Genomic DNA, 19,630 nt, shown 5'->3' on the forward strand with positions numbered 1-19,630 from the left:
AGGGCCTACGGTCCGCACAATTCCCATTTCGGACGGAGTTTACCCATGCACAGACGCCAGCTTCTTGTCGCCGGAGGCAGTCTGCTCGCCCTGTCGGCCTGCGCCTCCAACGGCATGTCGATGGGCGGGGGCACCCCGGCCGCGACCCTGGCGGCGGACGCCGCCATCGCCCGCGCCGTCCTGCCGGTCCAGACGCCCCGGGCCGAACTGTTGCAACCCTGGACAGGCGCTTACGGCGGCACCCCGCCCTGGGACCGGGTGACCGCAGCCAAACTGCGCGCCGCCATGCTGGAAGGCATCGAGCTGCAGCGCGCCGAGATCGAGGCGATCGCCAACAATCCGGAACCCGCCACCTTCGCCAACACCATGGTCGCCCTGCAGATGGCCGGCGAACCGCTGGACCGGGCCGGCTCCATCTACGGCGTCATGACCTCGAACATCGGCTCGGACGACTACAATGAGGTCGATACCGAACTGTCGCCCCTGCTGTCGGCGTCCGGCGACGAGATCACCTTCAATGAGCGGCTGTTCGCCCGTATCAAGGCCGTCGCCGACGGTGCCGCGGCCGCCGGCCTGACCGCCGAACAGACCCGGATCGCGACCCGCAGCCGCGACAGCTTCGTGCGCAACGGCGCCGCGCTGGACGCCGCCGGCAAGGCCGAGCTGGGTCGGATCAACACCGCCCTGGCCAATGCCTTCACCAGCTTCGGCCAGAAGGTCGTGGCCGACGAAAACACCTGGACGGTCATCTCGACCGAAGCCGGCGTCGCCGGCCTGCCCGCCTCGAACAAGGCCGCCGCGGCCGCCGCGGCCCGCAGCCGCAACGTCCAGGGCTGGGCCATCGTCAACACCCGCTCGAGCGTCGATCCCTTCCTCAGCTTCGCCGACGACCGCGGCCTGCACGAAGTGGTCTGGCGCAAATTCGTCAACCGCGGCGACAACGGCGACCGCAACGACACCAATGCGACCATCGCCGAGATCGTGAAGCTGCGTCAGGACCGCGCCCGTCTGCTGGGCTTCGGCAACCACGCCGAATGGCGGATGCAGGACACGATGGCGAAGACCCCGCGCGCGGCCATGGATCTTATGAACCGCGTCTGGGCACCGGCCAAGGCGCGGGTGGCGGAAGAGGTCGCCGACATGCGCGCGATCGCCGGTCACGACATCGAGCCGTGGGACTACCTCTACTATGCGGAGAAGGTCCGGAAGCAGAAGTACGACCTCGACCAGAACGAGCTGAAACCCTATTTCGAGCTCAACAACGTCCGCGCCGGCTCGTTCGAGATGGCGCGTCGCCTGTACGGCTTCACCTTCGAAAAACTGCCCGCGGGCACCGTGCCGGTCTTCCATCCGGACGTCACCGTCTATGAGGTCAAGGACGCCGGCCGGCCGATCGGCCTCTACTACGCCGACGACTATGCCCGCGCCGGCAAGCGGTCCGGGGCCTGGATGACGACCTACCGGTCTCATTCGACCTTTGACGGCGAGAAGAACACCCTCGGCTCGAACAACAACAATTTCGTCAAGGCCGAAGGCAGCGAGCCGATCCTGATCTCGCTCGACGACGCCGAGACCCTGTTCCACGAGTTCGGCCACACCCTGCACGCCTATTCGTCGAAGGTGACCTATCCGGCCCTGGGCGGCACGCCGCGCGACTATGTCGAATATCCGTCGCAGGTCCACGAGCACTGGGTGCTGAGCCGGCCGATCCTCGACGGCTTCATGAAACACTACCAGACCGGCGAACCCATGCCGCAGGCGCTGGTCGACAAGGTGCAGGCCGCCCAGACCTTCAACCAGGGCTATGCGACGGTCAGCTATCTGTCCTCGGCCCTGGTCGATATGGACCTGCACACCCAGGCGACCCCGCCGACCGACATCGACGCCTTCGAGCGCGAGAGCCTGGCCCGCTACGGCATGCCGAAGGAGATCGTGATGCGGCACCGCCTGCCGCAGTTCAATCACCTGTTCACTTCGGACGCCTATTCGGCGGGCTACTATTCCTACCTCTGGTCAGAGGTCATGGACGCCGACACCTGGGCCTATTTCGAGGACTCCGGCGACGTCTTCAATCCGGACATCGCCAGCCGCTACAAGGCGATCATCCTGGCCGAGGGCAACACCACCGACCGCGCCGAGGCCTATCGCCGCTTCCGCGGCCGCGACCCGGACGTCACGGCCCTGCTGAAGGTGCGGGGCTTCCCGGTTTCCTGACCGGGTCGCGAGCGTCAGCGACAATAACAAGGGGGCCGGCGGAGTGATCCGCCGGCCCTTTTGTCTGTCCGCGCCGGCGATCAGAGAATGACCGGCACGCGGCTGAGCGCATAGTCCACCTGAACGGCTCCCGGCAGCTGCCGGACCGCCTCATTGCGGAAGGCTGTGCGGCAGAAGGCGCGGTCGCTGATACGGCTGCCCGGGCGTTTGACACCCCGGCAAGCCCGGCTGGCCGCGGCCGAAACCCGGGCGTCGAAGGCGTCGGCGCCGGCGGCGCTGGCCAGGTCGAGGTCCCCCCACCGGACACGCGCTTCCTGGGCGGAGGCGGCACCGGCGGCGAGGCTGACAGTCAGGGCGGCGACGAGAGAAGCGGGGATTTTCATGGCGATCTCCTGCGGAGGTCTGCGTCGCTCGTGGCGGCGACGAGGCGGGAGATACGGCCGGGCTGTTTCAGGCCCGTGTGGCTTCCGCGGCGAAATCGCGACGGCGGATGAATTCGCGGAAAGCTGAACGGTGATCATCGTTTGGCGGCGCATCAAACAGACCCGGGGTTCATCACAACGAACACAACGACTCCACAACGGACACGACGGCAGCATGGGTGCGGCGCGAACGCGCCATTCCTCCCTGGATGAGAAGGCGCTGCGCGCGACGGCGGAGCGCCGGCCCCGTCGTGTTCCCTGTGCTCTCGTTGTGTTCGTTGTGATGAACCAGCCGGCCGCTGCCGCCCCGCGCCTTGTCTTCGCCCCCCTTTTCCGCCATAAGCCGCCGCTTCCGACGCAAGTGAACCTCGCGTCTCCACCATCACGACCCCGGTTCCGGCCGGACGAGGATGGCGAGAACCCTCCGCCGACGTGATCGTCGCCGGAGGCCATTTCGCTATGGAGACCGTTTCACCCGCCGGAAGCAGGTGGCCTTCGGGCTGACGAGGTAGTGAATGTTCGAGGCTCTGAACGAGCGGCTGACAGGCGTCTTCGACCGGATCACCGGGCGCGGTGCCCTGTCCGAAAAGGACGTCTCCGAGGCGATGCGCGAAGTCCGCGTGGCGCTGCTCGAGGCCGACGTCGCCCTGCCCGTCGTCAAGGACTTCATCGCCTTCGCCACCGAACGCGCCACGGGCGAGGACGTCATCCGCTCGGTCAAGCCGGCCGATCAGGTGGTCAAGATCGTCTATGACGGCCTGGTCGAGATGCTGGGCGGCGATGAGCCGACCCCGATCAATCTGAACGCCACCCCGCCCGCCGTGATCCTGATGGCCGGCCTGCAGGGCTCGGGCAAGACGACGACCTCGGCCAAGCTGGCGCTGCGCCTGACCAAGTTCGATCGCAAGAAGGTCATGATGGCCTCGCTGGACACGCGTCGTCCGGCGGCCATGGAGCAGCTGCAGACCCTCGGCAAACAGATCGAGGTCGCGGTCCTGCCGATCGTGGCCGGCGAGTCGCCGATCCAGATCACCAAGCGCGCGCTGCAGTCGGCGAAACTCCAGGGCTTCGACGTCCTGATCCTCGACACCGCCGGCCGGATCACGCTGGACGAGGCCCTGATGGCCGAGGTGGCCGAGGTCGCCGCCGTTTCGAAGCCGGTCGAGACCCTGCTGGTCGCCGACAGCCTGACCGGCCAGGACGCCGTCCGCACCGCCAAGGCCTTCCACGACCGCCTGCCCCTGACGGGCCTGGTCCTGACCCGCGCCGACGGCGACGGGCGCGGCGGGGCCATGCTGTCGATGCGCGCCGTCACCGGCCTGCCGATCAAATACATCGGCGCGGGCGAGAAGGTCGACGCGCTGGAAGTGTTCGACGCCCGCCGCGTCGCCGGCCGCATCCTCGGTCAGGGGGACATCGTCGCCCTGGTCGAGAAGGCGTCGCAGGAGCTGGACCAGTCCAAGGCCGAGGCCATGGCCCGCAAACTGGCCAAGGGCCAGTTCGACCTGAACGACCTCGCCGGCCAGCTGCAGCAGATGAAGCGGATGGGCGGTCTTCAGGGCATCATGGGCATGCTGCCCGGCGTGGCCAAGATGAAGAACCAGATGGCCGAGAGCGGCGTCGACGATCGGATGATCGCCCGCCAGGAAGCCATCATCTCCTCAATGACCAAGGCCGAGCGCAAGAAGCCCGACCTGCTCAACGCCAGCCGCAAGAAGCGCGTCGCCGCCGGCGCCGGCGTCGAGGTCCAGGACATCAACCGCCTGCTCAAACAGCACCGCCAGATGGCCGACATGGTCAAGTCCATGTCGCGCGGCGGCGGCAAGGGCATGAAGCAGATGGCCGCCATGATGGGCGGCCTCGGCGGCGGCATGGGCGGCGGCCCCGACATGGCCCGCCTCAAGGCGATGGGGGGCGGCCGCATGCCCGAGCCCAGCGCCGACGAAATGAAAGCCCTTCAGGACCGGCTCGCCGGCCTGGGCGGCGGACAACTTCCGGGGGGCCTTCCGGGCCTGCCGGGCTTCCCTCCCAAGAAATAATCCGAATTAACGAAAGAGACTGAAAATGCTGAAGATTCGTCTGGCCCGCGGCGGCGCCAAGAAGCGCCCCTACTATTACATCGTCGTTGCTGACAGCCACGCTCCGCGCGACGGCAAATTCATCGAGCGCGTCGGCACCTACAACCCGATGCTGCCGCGCGACGGCGAGCAGAAGCGCGTCAATCTGAAGACCGACCGGATCGCCGAATGGCTCGGCAAGGGCGCCCAGCCCACCGACCGCGTCGCGCGCTTCCTGAGCCAGGACGAAGCCCTGGCCGGCAAGGTCAAGTGGACCCAGGGCAACAACCCGAAGAAGGCCGAGCCAGGCAAGAAGGCCCAGGAACGCGCCGCCGAGCGCGCCCAGCGCGAAGCCGACCGCGCCGAGGCCGAAGCCGCCGCCAAGATCGAGGCCGCTGAAGCCGCTGTCCGCGCCAAGGAAGAAGCGGCTGCTGCCGCCGAAGCCGCCAAGAACGCGCCGCCGGCTCCCGAGCCCGAAGCCGCTGCTGAAGAAGCCCCGGCCGCTGAAGCTGAAGCCGTGACGGAAGAGGCCCCGGCCGAAGCCGCCGCCGAAGAAGCCCCGGCTGCTGAAGCGACCGAAGAAGAAAAGACCGAGGCCTAAGGCTTTCGGGTTCCGCTCCGGCGGGACACAGACGAACGGAAAGCAGCGTCCGGACCACCGGGCGCTGCTTTTCATTTATTGGGGTGCGCTACCGCGCTTCGCGCTACTTGAGCGCAGGATCCTTGAATGAGGCGGCGATGACGACCGACAGCAAACTCATCCTCGTCGGCCAGGTCGCCGGCGGGTTCGGGGTCAAGGGCGAGGTGCGGGTGACCGCTTACACCGCCGAGCCGATCACCCTGCTGTCCTATGGCGTCCTGCTGCGCGCCGACGGTTCGACCGGCCTGACGCTGACCGGTGGCCGGGCGGAGAAGTCCGCCGTCGTCGGCCGGGCGAAGGAGATCGCCACCAAGGAACAGGCCGACGCCCTGCGCGGGCTGAAGCTCTACATCCCCCGCGACAAGCTGCCGGAACCCGACGAGGACGAATTCTACCTGACCGATCTGGTCGGCCTGGAAGCGCGCGACCCGGAAGGCGTGGTCCTCGGGACCGTGAAGTCCGTGCAGAATTTCGGTGCCGACGACATGCTGGAGATCGCCCCGGCACTGGGCGGCCCGACCTGGTACCTGCCCTTCACCAGGGACGCCGTGCCCGACCTGCACATCACCGACGGCTGGCTGCTGGCGGTGAAACCGACCGAGATCGGCGAACGCGAGCCGGACTAGGCTTCCTCGTCCGCCGCCATGCCCATCATGTGGAAGCCGGCGTCGACGTGGATGACCTCGCCCGTGGTCGAGAAGCCGAGGTCGGAACACAGCCACAGGGCAGCGCCGGCGACGCCTTCCATGGAGGTGTCTTCCTTCATCGCCGACATGGCCCGGCCCTGGGCGATCATGCCGCGGCCGCCCGAGATGCCGGCCAGGGACAGGGTGCGCATGGCTCCGGCCGAGATGGCGTTGACGCGGATGCCGCGCGGGCCCAGGTCGCGGGCGATGTATCGGGTCGCCGCTTCCAGACCGGCCTTGGCCACGCCCATGGTGTTGTAGTTGGGGATGGCCCGCTCCGAGCCGAGGTAGGTCATGGTCACCATCGACCCGCCGTTGGGCATCAGTTTCGACGCCCGTTTGGCGACGTCGACGAAGCTGAACACCGAGATATTCATGGCCAGCAGGAAGCTGTCGCGGGTGGTGTTGTCGACGAAGGAGCCCTGCAGCTCGTTCTTGTTGGCGAAGGCCACCGAATGGACGACGAAATCGATCGTGCCGAAGGCCTTTTCCAGCTCGGCAAAGGCCAGGTCCATCGAGGCGTCGTCGGTGACGTCGGCCTGGATCAGCAGCTTGGCGCCGACGCTCTCGGCCAGCGGGCGCACGCGGCGCTCCAGACCCTCGCCCATATAGGTGAAGGCCAGTTCGGCGCCCTGGGCGGCCAGCTGGGACGCGATGCCCCAGGCGATGGAGTTGCTGTTGGCGACCCCCATGATCAGGCCCTTCTTGCCCTTCATGAGTTCACCGGTGGGCATGTTCCAGCCGCTCTCGCTCGCCATCTTGTGTCTCCGTGTTTTGAACGCCGAGGGTTAGCAGCGCCCGGCTTTGGGGGGAAGCGTCAGCCCGCCTCCGCCTCGCGCCGCCGGGCCAGCCGCTGAAGCAGGGGCGCGGCGGTGACGCCGTGGACGAGGATCGAGACAAGGATGATGAAGCCGACGATGGCCCAGAGCCGTTCGCTGTCGCCGAAATCCCCGTGATTGAGGCCGTAGGCGACGTAGTAGACCGAGCCGACGCCGCGGATGCCGAGGAAGGCGAGCAGCAGCCGCTCCCGCATCGGCTGGCCGGATCCGGTCATGGCGATCAGCCCGGCGGCAGGCCGCACCACAAACACCACGGCCAGACCGATCAGGGCGTCGATCCAGGTCAGGCTGGCCAGCAGGCCGTTGGCGAGGGCCCCGCCGAACAGGACCAGCAGCAGCATCATCAGCAGGCGTTCGATCTGGTCGGAGAAGTCGTGCATCTCCTGATGGATCTCGTGATCACGCTCGGCCGCGCGGATCGTCAGGGCGCAGACGAAGACGGCGAGAAAGCCATAGCCGTGCGCGAGTTCGGTGGCCGCATAGGCCACCAGGGTGGCGGCCAGGGCGACGAGGCCGTCGCCGAACCGGGTCCCGCCGCCACGGAAGATCAGCCGCGCGAACGCCAGGCCGGTCAGCACCCCGACGCCGAGCCCGGCCAGCAGCTTCCAGCCGACCTTGATGGTGAACCAGTCCGTCAGACCACCGGTCGAGGCCAGCCCCCCGGCCGCCGCCAGGATGGCCAGATGGACGAAGGGGAAGGCCAGGGCGTCGTTGAGCCCGGCTTCCGAGGTGAGGCCGAAACGCACCTCGTCCTCGTCGCCGGACTTCGGCGGCCCGACCTGGACGTCAGCGGCCAGCACGGGGTCGGTGGGTGCCATGGCCGCTCCCAGCAGCAGGGCCATGGCCAGGCTGAAGCCGAGGCCGGCGACCCCGAGCCAGGCCACCGCCACGATGGTCAGCGGCATGGCTATGGCCAGCAGCCGCCAGGTCGTCGCCCAGCGTCGCCAGCCGAGGGGGCGGTCGAGTTTCAGCCCCGCGCCCATCAGGCTGATGATGACCACCAGCTCGGTCAGCCGCTCGGTCGCCGTGTCCCAGGTCCGCGGGTCCGGATTGAAGGACAGCAGGCCGGTGCTGAACACCAGCACGCCGACGGCGACACACAGGATGGCGAGGGTCAGCGGCAGGCGCTTCAGCCCCACCGGTGCCCAGGCCACCAGCAGGACCACGGCGCCGAGGCCGAGCAGGAACAGGATGTAGGGGTCGAGGGTCAGGGGTGATCCATCCGGTTGGGCGGGACCATCCTAGCGCGCCGGAAGCCGGTTGGCTCCCGGGCTCAGACCTTCGACAGGATCAGCGTGCCGTTGGTGCCGCCAAATCCAAACGAGTTGGACATGACATGCTTCAACTCGCCGTCGTGGCGTTTGCGCAGGATCGGCATGCCCTCGAACTCGGGGTCGAGGTTCTCGATGTGGGCGCTTTCGGCGGCGAAGCCGTGCTTCATCATCAGCAGGCAGTAGATGGCCTCCTGGGCGCCCGCAGCCCCAAGGGAGTGGCCCGTCAGCGACTTGGTCGAGGAGATCATCGGCATCTGGTCACCGAAGACGTTGCGGACCGCCCCCATCTCCTTGGAGTCCCCGACCGGCGTCGAGGTGCCGTGCGGGTTGAGGTAGTCGATCTTCGGATTGCCGGCCATTTCGAGCGCGATCTTCATGCAGCGCTCGGCACCCTCGCCCGAGGGGGCGACCATGTCATAGCCGTCGGAATTGGCGCCGTAGCCGGTGACCTCGGCATAGATGGTCGCGCCGCGGGCCACGGCCCGCTCATATTCTTCCAGCACCACGATGCCCGCGCCGCCGGCGATGACGAAGCCGTCGCGGTCCTTGTCATAGGCCCGGCTGGCGCGGCCCGGCGTCTCGTTGAAGTTCGAGGACATGGCGCCCATGGCGTCGAACATGTTGGACATGGACCAGTCGATGTCCTCGACGCCGCCGGCGAAGACCACGTCCTGCTTGCCCCAGGCGATCTGTTCGGCGGCCGCACCGATGCAGTGGGCGCTGGTCGCGCAGGCCGAGGAGATCGAATAGTTGATCCCCTTCAGCTGGAACCAGGTGGCCAGGACGGCCGAGGGGCCCGAGGCCATGGCCTTGGGCACGGCGAACGGCCCGATGCGCTTGGGCGAGTTTTTCTCGACCGTGGTGGCGGCCGCCTGGAGGATGATCTGGGTCGAGGGGCCGCCCTCGCCGACGATCAGGCCGATGCGCTCGGACTGGATCTCCTCGGCGGTCATGCCGGAGTCCTTCAGCGCCTCCTCGAAGGCGATGTGGCCCCAGGCGGTGCCGTTGGCGAGGAAGCGGGCGGCGCGGCGGTCGACGTGCGGGGCCCAGTCCTCGGCCGTGGCACCCAGCGCCGGCGGAGCCCAGACCTGCGAGCGGAAGCCGTACTGGATGTGGTCCGGCGCGGCGACGACGCCGGAGCGCGCCTCGCGCAGGGAGGCTGCAACCTCATCCTGGCCGGTGCCGATGGAGGATACGATGCCCAGACCGGTGACGACGACACGCCGCATGGTGGTTTCCTTCTTGATGCCGAAATCGCCGCGTTGGCCGCGGTCTGTAACGAGGGTGATCAGCCGCCGACGGGTTCGGTCGCGCCAAACAGACCGACCCGCATGTCGGTCGCCGTATAGATGGGGACGCCGTCGGCTTCGAGAACCCCGTCGGCGATACCCATGACCAGCCGGCGGTTGATGACGCGCTTGAGGTCGATCTTGTAGACGACCTTCTTGATGTCCGGCGTGACCTGGCCGGTGAATTTGACCTCGCCCACGCCCAGCGCCCGGCCTTTGCCGGGGCCGCCGATCCAGCCGAGGTAGAAGCCGACCAGCTGCCACATGGCGTCGAGACCCAGGCAGCCGGGCATGACCGGGTCGCCGATGAAGTGGCACTGGAAGAACCAGAGGTCCGGATGGATATCCAGCTCGGCCTCAATATAACCCTTGCCGTGGGCTCCGCCGTCCGCGTTGATGGTCACGATCCGGTCGAGCATCAACATGGGCGGGGCCGGCAGACGGGCGTTGCCGTTGCCGAACAGCTCGCCCCGGCCCGAGGCCAAAAGGGCCTCGTAGTCGAACGACGACGGATATTGCGACTGGCTCAATGCGGCTCTCCAGCGGGTGTTGCTGCCGGGTTACACGACGGGAACCGACGGCTCAACTTTTTAGCTGTGGGAGCGGACAGCGGCGATCAGCGACCGCGGCCGGCCGGGCGGGCGGCGCTGCACAGGGCGCGTTCCTGGCCGCCGAAGACCTCGTTCTGGCGCACGAAGCCGTGCATCCGGCGCACCCGCACCTCGCACCAGCCGTCCTCGCAGTCTTCCATGGCCACGACCGAATGCGGCGTCAGCCGGGCCCGCAGGGCGGCGGTGTCGGACGGGCCGGAGCGGATCGGGATCTCGGCGTCCGAGGCGTTGAAGGCGCTGCGACGGCTGGAGACCACGCTGCGGTGAACCCAGGCGACGCCACCTTCCGGGTCGCAGATCTTGCGCCATTCCGTGGTCTCGGCGACCACCTGCACGGGCAGGCCCGAGACCTGGTATTCCCACAGGATCCGGTAATCGAGGCCGGGGCCGAACCGCGCCCGAACCTCGTCGGACTTCAGCGACAGCCACCGCGGCACCGGTTGTCCGCTGGGGGTCGGCCGACCATCGGGCATGGCCTGGCCCGCCCCGGCCAGGGCGGCCGCGGCAAGGACGCCGGCGAGGACGGCCAGTCGTTGGAAGCGGGAGCGAGCCTTGCCAGACACGGGATGCGCCAATAAGCCGAAGCGATTGAAACCGAAGGCCGCCAATGTCCGCGCCCAGACTTAAGGTGGTGTTAACCAGACGACTGCCCGACGCGGTCGAGACGCGCATGCGCGAGCTGTTCGACGCCGAACTGAACCTGACCGACCGGCCCATGGATCGCGCAGCGCTCGAGGCGGCGGTGCAGCGCGCTGATGTGCTGGTCCCGACCATCACCGACACGATCGACGCCGCCCTGATCGGCGCGGCCGGCGAGCAGCTGAAGATGATCGCCAATTTCGGCGCGGGCGTGGACCATATCGACATCGACGCGGCCGTCGGACGCGGCCTGATCGTGACCAATACGCCCGGCGTCCTGACCGAGGACACGGCGGACCTGGCCATGGCCCTGATCCTCGCGGTGAGCCGCCGCATCGTCGAAGGTGCCCAGGTCGTGGCCGAGGGCCGGTTCGAGGGCTGGACCCCGACCTGGATGACCGGGCGCAAGCTGTGGGGCAAGCGGCTGGGCATCGTCGGCATGGGCCGGATCGGCCAGGCGCTGGCGCGGCGTGCGAAGGCGTTCGGGATGCAGGTCCACTACCACAACCGCAAACCCGTCCCGGCCATGATCGCCGAGGAGCTGGGGGCGACATACTGGGACGATCTGGACCAGATGCTGGCGCGGATGGACCTGATCTCGCTGAACTGTCCGGCGACGAAGGATACCTGGCACCTGCTGTCGGCCGAGCGGCTGGCCCGTTTGCAGCCGCACGCCCTGTTGATCAACACCGCCCGCGGCGAACTGATCGACGAGGCGGCCCTGTCCGATGCGGTGGCGCGCCGCGCGATCGCCGGGGTCGGGCTGGATGTCTATGAGCACGAGCCGGCCATTCATCCGGGCCTGCTGGGCCACGCCAATGTGGTGCTTCTGCCCCATCTTGGGTCGGCGACGCTGGAGGCCCGGCAGGACATGGGCGACCGGGTCATCACCAATATCCAGACCTTCCGCAACGGCCACCGGCCGCCGGACCGGGTCATCCCGGCCATGCTCTGACTCCTTGCGCTTGACGCCTGACCAAACCTTGGGTTGGTAGGGGGCGAGTAGCGTTTCGGGGTGGAACCATGACAACCGGATTGACCAAGGCCGCGCGGGCCGCCCTGTCGCGGCGCGGCCTGCTGGCTGGAACCGTGGCACTGGCCGGGGCGTCAGCCTTGCCTGCGGGCGTGGCGCGCGCCCAGGGCGGCGCCTATCCGCTGGCCGAGTTCTTCAAGCCGACCATGAGCAGCGGCGCGGCCCTGTCGCCGTCCGGAAACCGGATCGCCGTGGCCGAAAACCTCGGCACCGATGAAAACCCGGTCAGCGCCATCGACTTCATCGACGCCGCCGATCCGGAAGGCCAGCGTCGCCGGGTTCCGCTCGGCGCGGTCATGGTCAGTTTCATCGACTGGGCCAGCGACGACCGCCTGCTGGTAAGCGTGATCCTCAAGGCCGAGACCTCGGCCCGATCCCAGGCCGGATCGAACCGGCGGGTCGAGGGCGTCGAATACTATATGCGCCGGACGATCTCGGTGCACGCCACGAGCGGTGAAGTGGTGTTGCTGTTCAGCGATCAGCGCAACCGCATGCGCAACTCGTTCGACATGGGCCGCATCATCGACATGCTGCCCGGCGATCCGGACAATGTCCTGATGGCCGCGTGGGAGTCCGACGGGGTCATGGGCCTGCACCGCGTGAACGTGACCACGGGGGCGGCGACGCGGATCGAACGCGGCGGCTCGGGGACCTATCACTGGCGGGCCGTCAACGGCGTCCCCGTCCTGCGCCATGACATGAACAGCCGCGGCACGGTCGAGACCATCATGGTCCGGGCGCCGGGCGAGACCGAGTGGAAGATGGCGCGCCGCACCCGTGTGCGCGAGGCCCCCGACTTCGAATGGGTCGGCGGCAGCGAGACGCCGGGCAAGGTGCTGGTCATCGCCCGCTTCGACCATGAGGACGTCCAGAGCGTCCGCGAGATGGACCTGACGACGACGGCGCTCGGTCCGCCGCTGAACCCGCGCCCCGGCCGGGACGTCGCCTACGGCCTGCCGGACTCGGCCGGCAACTATCTGGGCGCGGCCTACTATGGCGAGCGACTGGAGTATGAGTTCACCGACCCCGCGCTGGCCGTCCACCACCGCGCGCTGAACCGCTTCTTCGGCAACAGCTGCAACGTCCATTTCACGGACGTCGACATGGCCCGCAACCGCTTCATCGCCCGGGTCGACGGGCCGGCGGAGCCCGGTGCCTGGTTCTTCTACGACAAGACCGCGCGGGCGATCGTCAACCTCGGCCAGGCGCGGGATCTGGACCCCGCGCGACTGGGCGCGGGCGAGGTCCTGCAGGTGCAGACACGCGACGGCGCGGCCATCGAGGCTTATCTGACGGCCCCGCCCGGAGGCCGGCCCGGCCCGCTGGTGGTCCTGCCGCATGGCGGACCCGAGGTGCGTGACACGCCGGGCTGGGACCGGCAGGTGCAGGTGCTGGCGGCGCAGGGCTGGTGGGTGCTGCAGCCCAATTTCCGCGGCTCGGGCGGCTATGGCCAGGCCTTCGCCCAACAGGGCTGGACCCGCTGGGGCGACCGGATGCAGGACGACGTCGAGGACGCCGTCGCCCACGCCATCGCCACCCGGGGGCTGGACGGCTCGAAGGTCGCGATCATGGGCACCAGCTACGGGGCCTATGCGGCCCTGATGGGGGCGGTGAAGCGGCCGGACCTGTACAAGGCCGCCATCGGCATCTGCGGCGTCTACGACCTGCCCGACGTGCTGGCGTGGGAAGACCGCGAGGACGACACCCCCGGCAAGCCGATCTATGAATTCTGGACCAAGCGTATCGGCGACCGGTCGGTCATGGGCCCGGCGCTGGAGGCGGCCTCACCCCGTCGCCGGGCCGGCGAGATCACCTGCCCGGTCTTCCTGGTGCACGGGGTCGACGATCCCGTCCTGCCGCTGAGCCAGTCCCGGCGCATGCGCGACGCCCTGCGCACCGCCGGCAAGACGGTCGAGCTGATCGAGGTCGAGGACGCCGGGCACGCGGACTGGGAGGACGCCCGGGAGCAGGAACTGATGACCCGCTACGTCGCCCTCCTGCGCCAGGCCTTCGCCCAGGCCTAGGCGCAGACCGGACAGTCGGGGTCGGCAGCGACCGTGACCGTCCGGGCGGTCCCGGCCAGGCCGTCATAGATCAGCAGCCGGCCCGTCAGCGCCTCGCCCGCGCCTGTGATCAGCTTGATGGCCTCGAGCGCGGTCATGGAGCCGACCACGCCCGCCAGCGCCCCTATGACGCCGACGCGGGCGCAGGTTTCGGCGTCGGGCGGGGCGGCGGGCACGAGGCAGCGGTAGCACGGGCGACCGGCAAAGACGCCGACCTGGCCGCTCCACCGGCCGAGCGCGCCTGACACCAGTGGAATGCGCGCCGCCACGCAGGCGGCGTTGACGGCGAACCGGGCCGCAAAATCGTCGGTGCCGTCGATGACGACGTCGCAGTCCCGGATCAGGCGCGCGGCGTTCGTATCGCCGAGCCGTTCGCCCACCGGTTCGATGCGGATGTGGGGGTTGAGCGCGGCAAGCGTATCGGCCCCGGCCTCGACCTTGGGCCGGCCGATATCGGCGACGTCGAAGGCGATCTGGCGCTGGAGATTGGACAGGGCGACCGCGTCATCGTCGATCAGGCGCAGCGTGCCGACTCCGGCCGCTGCCAGATAGAGGGCCGCGGGAGCGCCGACGCCGCCGAGCCCGATCAGGCCGACGCGCGCGGCCTTGAGCCGCTGCTGGCCGGGTCCACCGACCTCGGACAGCACCAGATGGCGGGCGTAGCGCTCGATTTCATCGTCGGAAAAGGTCACGCCCCCAGTTAGGGGGTGCGCACCCGGACGTCCACGCCGTCAGGCGGCCTTGCGGATATCCAGCAGGACTTCGGCCTCATTGGCCGACAGGCGGGAGATGCACGTCAGGCCGATCCGCTCCAGCAGGGCGGCGGGATCGGCGGTCAGGGCGATCGGCTCCTGAAGGCGGCGCTCGGGGATGGGCATGTCGGACAGGACCCGCAGGCCCGTATGGCGCGGATCGGCGATGATGCGGCGCATCAGCCGGTCCAGATCGGCGCGTCCGCCCTCGAGGGCCTGGAGGATATGGCCCTGATGGAACATGAGGCAGCCGCACACGCGGTCGCGCCGGTTGTTGCGGTCCGAGACGCCCAGAATCTGGGCGATCGACAGGGTCGAGGCCCCGGTCGCGCCAACGGCTTCGCTGGCGTAAATCACGCGATGAAGCACGACGCTTCCCTTATATATCAAGTTATGGGGTATGATTGAGCAATGTAACGGGTTACATTGGTCATAATGTGGCTGGACGCAGCCCTTGTAATTCGGTCGCTTTCCGCTTGCCGCGCCGCATTTCGGTCGCCATCTGCAACGGATGATGAACGCGAACCCCAACTTCCCGGACTGGCACGGCACCACCATTCTGGCGGTGCGCAAGAACGGTCGAACCGTCATCGCCGGCGACGGCCAGGTCTCCATGGGGCCGACCATCGTCAAGGGTGCCGCGCGCAAGGTGCGGGTGCTGGCGGGCGGCAAGGTGCTGGCAGGCTTCGCCGGCGCCACGGCCGACGCCTTCACCTTGATCGAACGGCTCGAAGCCAAGCTGGAGCAGTATCCCGACCAGCTGGCCCGCGCCTGCGTCGACCTCGCCAAGGACTGGCGCACTGACCGCTATCTGCGCCGGCTGGAAGCCATGCTTCTGGTCGCGGACAAGAGCTCGATCTTCACCGTCACGGGCGTCGGCGACGTGCTGGAGCCGGAACACGGTGTGGCCGCGGTCGGCTCCGGCGGCAATTTCGCCCTGTCCGCCGCCCGCGCCCTGATCGAACACACCGACATGGACGCCGAAACCATCGCCCGCCGGGCCATGGAGATCGCGGCGGAAATCTGCGTCTACACCAACGGCAACCTGACGGTTGAGACGCTGGGGTGATTTATGGTTGTGTCAACGCTGTGGGTGTCGAGGTTCATCACAGCGGGCACAACGGATGCACAACGAACACGACGGGACCGAAGCGGTTTCGGCCCACGTGAACCATGCAGGAAGAGCGGTGATGGACGCCGCGTTCGCGGTGCATCGGGCACTGGGCCCCGGGCTGCTTGAGTCGGTCTATGAGGCATGCCTCTCCGAAGAGCTGAGACAGGCCGGCCTGACTGTAGAGCGAGAGGTGGGCATCCCGGTCGCCTACGGCGAAGCGCGACTGGATGTGGGCTATCGCCTTGATCTGCTTGTTAACAGGTGCGTCGTCGTCGAGGTTAAATCGATCGACGCCCTGGCGTCGATCCATGCTGCCCAGCTGTTGACCTATCTCCGCTTCTCAGGTCTCCGTCTCGGCTATCTGATCAACTTCAACACGGTTCGGCTCAAGGACGGCTTTCGCCGATTCGTGCTCTGATTCCGTTGTGTTCATTGTGATCTCGCTGTGTTCGTTGTGATGAACCCTTCCAGCCCCAATATCTCGCCCATGACCGAACTCTCTCCCCGCGAAATTGTCTCCGAGCTGGATCGTTTCATCGTCGGCCAGGACGACGCCAAGCGCGCCGTGGCTGTGGCCTTGAGGAACCGCTGGCGGCGCAAGCGCGTGCCGGATGACCTGCGCGACGAGGTCACGCCCAAGAACATCCTGATGATCGGGCCCACCGGCGTGGGCAAGACCGAGATCGCCCGCCGGCTGGCCAGGCTGGCCGGCTCGCCCTTCCTCAAGGTCGAGGCGACCAAATTCACCGAGGTCGGCTATGTCGGCCGCGACGTGGACTCCATCATGCGCGACCTCGTCGAGGCGGCGCTGGTCATGGTGCGCGACAAGCGACGCACCGGGGTCAAGGCCAGGGCCGAGGCGGCGGCCGAGGAGCGGATCCTCGACGCCCTGGTCGGCCCGGGGTCGCAGCCCGCCACCCGCGAAAGCTTCCGCAAGAAGCTTCGGGCCGGGGAGATGGATGACAAGGAGATCGAGCTCCAGCTGGCCGAGACGGCCTCGCCCGTGCAGGGGCTGGACATCCCCGGCGGCGGCAATGTCGGCATGATCAATCTGTCGGAAATGCTGGGCAAGCTGGGCGGGCAGCGCACGAAGACCGCCAAGCTGCTGGTCCGGGACGCCGTGGCCCCGCTGGTCAACGAGGAGAGCGACAAACTGCTGGATCAGGAAAGCCTGACCACCGAGGCGCTGCTGCTGGCCGAGAACGAGGGCATCGTCTTCATCGACGAGATCGACAAGGTCGCGGGCCGCTCCGACCGCTCCGGCGGCGACGTCAGCCGCGAGGGCGTGCAGCGCGACCTGCTGCCGCTGATCGAGGGCACCACCGTCTCGACCAAATACGGACCGGTGAAGTCGGACCATGTGCTGTTCATCGCCTCGGGCGCCTTCCACGTCGCCAAGCCGTCGGACCTGCTGCCCGAACTGCAGGGCCGGCTGCCGATCCGGGTCGAGCTGAAGGCCCTGACGCGGGACGACTTCGTGCGCATCCTGACCGAGCCGGAAGCCAATCTGATCCGCCAGAACCAGGCCCTGCTGGCCACCGAGAACGTGACCCTGACCTTCACCCCCGATGCGGTCGAGGCCCTGGCCGATGCCGCCGTGGCGGCCAATGGCGCGGTCGAGAACATCGGGGCGCGGCGGCTGGTGACGGTGATCGAGCGGGTGCTGGAGGAAACCAGCTTCAAGGCGTCCGATCTGTCCGGCCAGACCGTCGCCTTCGACGGCGACCGGGTGCGGGATCTGGTCGCGGAATTGGCGCGCGACGCCGACCTGAGCCGCTTCATCCTCTAGACGGGCAACCCTTCTCGCGGTTCATTCGTATTTATGCGCCAACCGACGCGAGGGACGCCCCGATGAGATCCGTTCAGACCGCCGCCGCCAGCTTGACCATCGCCCTCGGCCTTTGCGCCTTGGCGAACCCGGCCGCGGCCCAGTCGCGCCCTGTGGCGCTGGACCAGTTCGACGGCCGCTGGTTCGAGATCGCCCGTAGTCCCAACGACGTCCAGAAGGACTGCCGGCGCGCCCAGATCGACTTCAATCCGCAGACCCAGGCCAACCGCTATTCCATCGTCGTCACCTGCACCCGGCGGGCGGACGGCGGGGTCGAGACCCTGCGCGCCAACGCCCGCGTCACCGATCCCGGGACCAACACCCGCTTCCGCTTCACCCTGACGGGCCTGCTCGGCGTGGGCGGGCTGGCGGGGCAGAACTACTGGGTCCAGGAGCACGCGCCCGACTACAGCTGGGCCATCCTGGCCTTGCCGAACAAGTCGGACTGGTGGGTCTGGCACCGCAGCCAGAGCCCGTCCGAGGCCGATCGCACGCGCCTGCTGGCCCGCGCTCGCGCGCTGGGGCTGGATACCGGCTCCGTGGTCCACACCGGACGCTAGGGCAGACCGCCGGGTTCGGCTCCCGGCTTGAAATCGGAACATATGCCGAACATAAAGACGGCATGGCCGCCGCCCTGCTCCAGATCGACCTCGTCTTCAGCCGGCCGCAGACCACGCTGGCGGTGACCCGCGGCGCGGCGCGGCTGATGGTCGACCTCGGCTATGCCCCGCTGCTGGAGGTCGGCCTGCCCAATGGACGGCGCGCCGACGTCATGGCCCTGGGGCCGCGCGGCGACATCGTCATCTGCGAGGTCAAGTCGGGGGTCGAGGACTATCGGGTCGACCGCAAATGGGGTGAGTACGGGCCGTTCTGCGACGCCTTCTATTTTGCCGTCGCGCCCGAATTCCCGAGCGACATCCTGCCGGACGAGCCGGGGCTGATCGTCGCCGACGGCTTCGGCGGGGCGGTGGTGCGCGAGGCACCGGCCTCACCCCTCGCACCGGCGCGGCGCAAGGCGCTTATCGTGGCCTTTGGTCGGCTGGGGGCGATGCGGACGCTGCGCGACCCGGCGGGCTGAACCCCTATTCGACCACCGGACCGCTTTCGCCCGTGGACATGACGGCGGCGGTCGAGGCAGCACAGCCGGTCAGGTCCTGGTCCCCGACCTTGACCATGGCCGTCAGCGGATAAGTCCGGTCGCTCATGCCGTCCGAGCATTCGGTGGCGATCAGGGTGACGCGAAGCTCGGTCCCATCCGCGGTTTCCGCCTCATACGTCGCCGTCGTGCCCTGGGCCACAGGATTGGGCTGGGGCGCGCGCTGCTCGGGAGAGTCGGGGGACGTATAGACCAGTTCGGTCCCGGTCAGTTCGACGCTCCAGAACGGCTCGGTGCCGAGGGCGCGGACCGGCTGGGCCAGATCGACGCCGCCGAGCACCGGCGCAGGCTGCTCAGACGGGGACTCCGGCTGTTCCGGCGCCTCGGACGGCGAACAGGCGGCGAGGGCGAGGACAGCGAGGGCGGCGAATACGGGACGCATGGGAGACTCCGGGAGGATTGACCGCAGGAAGCGCGGACGCTGCCCCCGGGTCAAGGCCGGATCCGTGAGTCAGGCGCTCAGGGCTGGCCGTTGGCCGCCGGCACCGAGGCCATCATCACGCCGTCGGACGGCGCGGCGGGGGCTTTGTAGATGAAGCCGTAGGTCGGATAGACGGTGGTGCCGAGGTCCTGGATCGGATTGTACCAGACCTTGACCGCCGTCCAGTCGCCGCCCTGCGAGACGTCGACGACGGTGACGTTTTCCTCGACCCGGCCGCGGCTTCCGCCCCAGTTGGCGTGGGTCACGCGGATCACCCGGTCGGTCAGGATTTCAGAGACGACAGCGACATGGCCGCGGCTCATCCGGCCGCTCGGCTGGAAGGCGAGGACCGAGCCGGTTTCCGGGCGACCGCCGGTGCGGAACTTGCCCTGGGCCTGACGCCACCAGGTCAGGGCGTCGCCGAAGATGTTGATGCCCGAGAACATGCGGGCGAAGGTCACGCACTGCCAGTACGGCTCGTCGGCCTTCACGGCGGGGGCATAACCCAGCGCCGAAAATCCGAGGGTCGCCGCAACCGCGGCGGCTGTGAGCCGTTTCAACATGCAGGCGTGGTTCCCGACCCGTTTCCGTC

Annotated in this window: 21 protein-coding genes; 11 read left to right on the forward strand and 10 right to left on the reverse strand. The window is 68.3% G+C overall.

The features are described from left to right. The first annotated feature begins 45 nt into the window (after positions 1-45). Positions 46-2,214: a M3 family metallopeptidase gene (locus KB221_00855; GenBank protein WIY69589.1), complete on the forward strand. Its 2,169-nt coding sequence runs from the start codon at positions 46-48 to the stop codon at positions 2,212-2,214. Positions 2,215-2,294: 80 nt separating this feature from the next. Here KB221_00855 and KB221_00860 read toward each other — a convergent pair whose 3' ends face one another. Further along, on the reverse strand, positions 2,295-2,597 hold the full coding sequence (locus KB221_00860) for a UrcA family protein (GenBank protein ID WIY69590.1): 303 nt from the start codon (positions 2,595-2,597) through the stop codon (positions 2,295-2,297). A 554-nt stretch (positions 2,598-3,151) separates the two neighbouring features. Here KB221_00860 and ffh point away from each other — a divergent pair. From ffh to rimM, 3 genes are all read left to right on the forward strand, one after another. Beyond that, entirely contained in the window at positions 3,152-4,675 is a 1,524-nt protein-coding gene (gene ffh, locus KB221_00865) for a signal recognition particle protein (GenBank protein WIY69591.1), read from the forward strand. Positions 4,676-4,700: 25 nt separating this feature from the next. Beyond that, positions 4,701-5,294, forward strand: coding sequence for a 30S ribosomal protein S16 (gene rpsP, locus KB221_00870; protein ID WIY69592.1), 594 nt, complete (start codon positions 4,701-4,703; stop codon positions 5,292-5,294). A gap of 137 nt (positions 5,295-5,431) precedes the next feature. Further along, positions 5,432-5,959 carry a ribosome maturation factor RimM gene (rimM, locus tag KB221_00875; protein ID WIY69593.1) on the forward strand — a complete coding sequence of 176 codons (528 nt, stop codon included), beginning with the start codon at positions 5,432-5,434 and terminating at the stop codon, positions 5,957-5,959. Here rimM and KB221_00880 read toward each other — a convergent pair. The 5 genes from KB221_00880 to KB221_00900 all read right to left on the reverse strand — a co-directional run bounded on the left by KB221_00880 (position 5,956) and on the right by KB221_00900 (position 10,595). After that, complete coding sequence (locus tag KB221_00880; protein ID WIY70954.1) at positions 5,956-6,753, reverse strand: enoyl-ACP reductase; 798 nt, start codon at positions 6,751-6,753, stop codon at positions 5,956-5,958. The two genes, rimM and KB221_00880, sit on opposite strands and share 4 nt — an antisense overlap. A gap of 83 nt (positions 6,754-6,836) precedes the next feature. Further along, positions 6,837-8,024: a cation:proton antiporter gene (locus tag KB221_00885; protein ID WIY69594.1), complete on the reverse strand. Its 1,188-nt coding sequence runs from the start codon at positions 8,022-8,024 to the stop codon at positions 6,837-6,839. A 107-nt stretch (positions 8,025-8,131) separates the two neighbouring features. Beyond that, positions 8,132-9,361, reverse strand: a complete 1,230-nt coding sequence (fabB, locus tag KB221_00890; GenBank protein WIY69595.1) for a beta-ketoacyl-ACP synthase I — start codon at positions 9,359-9,361, stop codon at positions 8,132-8,134. A 59-nt stretch (positions 9,362-9,420) separates the two neighbouring features. Continuing rightward, positions 9,421-9,951, reverse strand: a complete 531-nt coding sequence (gene fabA, locus KB221_00895) for a 3-hydroxyacyl-[acyl-carrier-protein] dehydratase FabA (GenBank protein ID WIY69596.1) — start codon at positions 9,949-9,951, stop codon at positions 9,421-9,423. Between the two features lie 86 nt (positions 9,952-10,037). Beyond that, positions 10,038-10,595 carry an SH3 domain-containing protein gene (locus KB221_00900; GenBank protein WIY69597.1) on the reverse strand — a complete coding sequence of 186 codons (558 nt, stop codon included), beginning with the start codon at positions 10,593-10,595 and terminating at the stop codon, positions 10,038-10,040. 44 nt (positions 10,596-10,639) lie between these two features. On the opposite strand from KB221_00900, the gene KB221_00905 reads away from it, so the two are divergent. Then, complete coding sequence (locus KB221_00905) at positions 10,640-11,626, forward strand: D-glycerate dehydrogenase (protein ID WIY69598.1); 987 nt, start codon at positions 10,640-10,642, stop codon at positions 11,624-11,626. A 68-nt stretch (positions 11,627-11,694) separates the two neighbouring features. Further along, positions 11,695-13,728 carry an alpha/beta fold hydrolase gene (locus KB221_00910; protein ID WIY69599.1) on the forward strand — a complete coding sequence of 678 codons (2,034 nt, stop codon included), beginning with the start codon at positions 11,695-11,697 and terminating at the stop codon, positions 13,726-13,728. Here KB221_00910 and moeB read toward each other — a convergent pair. Together moeB and KB221_00920 are read right to left on the reverse strand one after the other, a co-directional pair. Beyond that, a complete protein-coding gene (gene moeB, locus KB221_00915; GenBank protein WIY69600.1) occupies positions 13,725-14,459 on the reverse strand; it encodes a molybdopterin-synthase adenylyltransferase MoeB in 735 nt (244 codons plus the stop codon). The genes KB221_00910 and moeB overlap by 4 nt on opposite strands. A 39-nt stretch (positions 14,460-14,498) precedes the next feature. Continuing rightward, complete coding sequence (locus KB221_00920; GenBank protein ID WIY69601.1) at positions 14,499-14,876, reverse strand: BLUF domain-containing protein; 378 nt, start codon at positions 14,874-14,876, stop codon at positions 14,499-14,501. 154 nt (positions 14,877-15,030) lie between these two features. Between KB221_00920 and hslV the strand changes: the two genes are divergently transcribed. The 5 genes from hslV to mmcB all read left to right on the forward strand — a co-directional run bounded on the left by hslV (position 15,031) and on the right by mmcB (position 18,539). After that, positions 15,031-15,588: an ATP-dependent protease subunit HslV gene (gene hslV / locus KB221_00925; GenBank protein ID WIY69602.1), complete on the forward strand. Its 558-nt coding sequence runs from the start codon at positions 15,031-15,033 to the stop codon at positions 15,586-15,588. A 121-nt stretch (positions 15,589-15,709) separates the two neighbouring features. Further along, entirely contained in the window at positions 15,710-16,051 is a 342-nt protein-coding gene (locus KB221_00930; GenBank protein WIY69603.1) for a GxxExxY protein, read from the forward strand. Positions 16,052-16,120: 69 nt separating this feature from the next. Beyond that, positions 16,121-17,422 (forward strand): ATP-dependent protease ATPase subunit HslU, encoded by a 1,302-nt coding sequence (hslU, locus tag KB221_00935; protein ID WIY69604.1) that lies wholly within the window; start codon positions 16,121-16,123, stop codon positions 17,420-17,422. A gap of 62 nt (positions 17,423-17,484) precedes the next feature. Beyond that, positions 17,485-18,021, forward strand: coding sequence for a lipocalin family protein (locus KB221_00940; protein ID WIY69605.1), 537 nt, complete (start codon positions 17,485-17,487; stop codon positions 18,019-18,021). A gap of 62 nt (positions 18,022-18,083) precedes the next feature. Continuing rightward, positions 18,084-18,539, forward strand: coding sequence for a DNA repair putative endonuclease MmcB (mmcB, locus tag KB221_00945; protein ID WIY69606.1), 456 nt, complete (start codon positions 18,084-18,086; stop codon positions 18,537-18,539). Positions 18,540-18,543: 4 nt separating this feature from the next. Here the strand turns inward: mmcB and KB221_00950 are convergent, their stop codons facing one another. Continuing rightward, positions 18,544-18,999: a hypothetical protein gene (locus KB221_00950; protein ID WIY69607.1), complete on the reverse strand. Its 456-nt coding sequence runs from the start codon at positions 18,997-18,999 to the stop codon at positions 18,544-18,546. Between the two features lie 77 nt (positions 19,000-19,076). After that, positions 19,077-19,601, reverse strand: a complete 525-nt coding sequence (locus tag KB221_00955; protein WIY69608.1) for a CHAP domain-containing protein — start codon at positions 19,599-19,601, stop codon at positions 19,077-19,079. Positions 19,602-19,630 lie beyond the last annotated feature (29 nt).

It is taken from the genome of Aquidulcibacter paucihalophilus, from assembly GCA_030285985.1.
Lineage (GTDB): Bacteria > Pseudomonadota > Alphaproteobacteria > Caulobacterales > Caulobacteraceae > Brevundimonas.

What these genes read in the sequence shown, in the direction of transcription:
- KB221_00855 (WIY69589.1), top strand. Translation starts at nt 46, where the DNA reads ATGCACAGACGCCAGCTTCTTGTCGCCGGAGGCAGTCTGCTCGCCCTG.
- KB221_00860 (WIY69590.1), bottom strand. Translation starts at nt 2,597, where the DNA reads ATGAAAATCCCCGCTTCTCTCGTCGCCGCCCTGACTGTCAGCCTCGCC.
- ffh (WIY69591.1), top strand. Translation starts at nt 3,152, where the DNA reads ATGTTCGAGGCTCTGAACGAGCGGCTGACAGGCGTCTTCGACCGGATC.
- rpsP (WIY69592.1), top strand. Translation starts at nt 4,701, where the DNA reads ATGCTGAAGATTCGTCTGGCCCGCGGCGGCGCCAAGAAGCGCCCCTAC.
- rimM (WIY69593.1), top strand. Translation starts at nt 5,432, where the DNA reads ATGACGACCGACAGCAAACTCATCCTCGTCGGCCAGGTCGCCGGCGGG.
- KB221_00880 (WIY70954.1), bottom strand. Translation starts at nt 6,753, where the DNA reads ATGCCCACCGGTGAACTCATGAAGGGCAAGAAGGGCCTGATCATGGGG.
- fabB (WIY69595.1), bottom strand. Translation starts at nt 9,361, where the DNA reads ATGCGGCGTGTCGTCGTCACCGGTCTGGGCATCGTATCCTCCATCGGC.
- KB221_00905 (WIY69598.1), top strand. Translation starts at nt 10,640, where the DNA reads ATGTCCGCGCCCAGACTTAAGGTGGTGTTAACCAGACGACTGCCCGAC.
- KB221_00910 (WIY69599.1), top strand. Translation starts at nt 11,695, where the DNA reads ATGACAACCGGATTGACCAAGGCCGCGCGGGCCGCCCTGTCGCGGCGC.
- hslV (WIY69602.1), top strand. Translation starts at nt 15,031, where the DNA reads ATGATGAACGCGAACCCCAACTTCCCGGACTGGCACGGCACCACCATT.
- KB221_00930 (WIY69603.1), top strand. Translation starts at nt 15,710, where the DNA reads ATGGACGCCGCGTTCGCGGTGCATCGGGCACTGGGCCCCGGGCTGCTT.
- hslU (WIY69604.1), top strand. Translation starts at nt 16,121, where the DNA reads ATGACCGAACTCTCTCCCCGCGAAATTGTCTCCGAGCTGGATCGTTTC.
- KB221_00940 (WIY69605.1), top strand. Translation starts at nt 17,485, where the DNA reads ATGAGATCCGTTCAGACCGCCGCCGCCAGCTTGACCATCGCCCTCGGC.
- mmcB (WIY69606.1), top strand. Translation starts at nt 18,084, where the DNA reads ATGGCCGCCGCCCTGCTCCAGATCGACCTCGTCTTCAGCCGGCCGCAG.
- KB221_00950 (WIY69607.1), bottom strand. Translation starts at nt 18,999, where the DNA reads ATGCGTCCCGTATTCGCCGCCCTCGCTGTCCTCGCCCTCGCCGCCTGT.
- KB221_00955 (WIY69608.1), bottom strand. Translation starts at nt 19,601, where the DNA reads ATGTTGAAACGGCTCACAGCCGCCGCGGTTGCGGCGACCCTCGGATTT.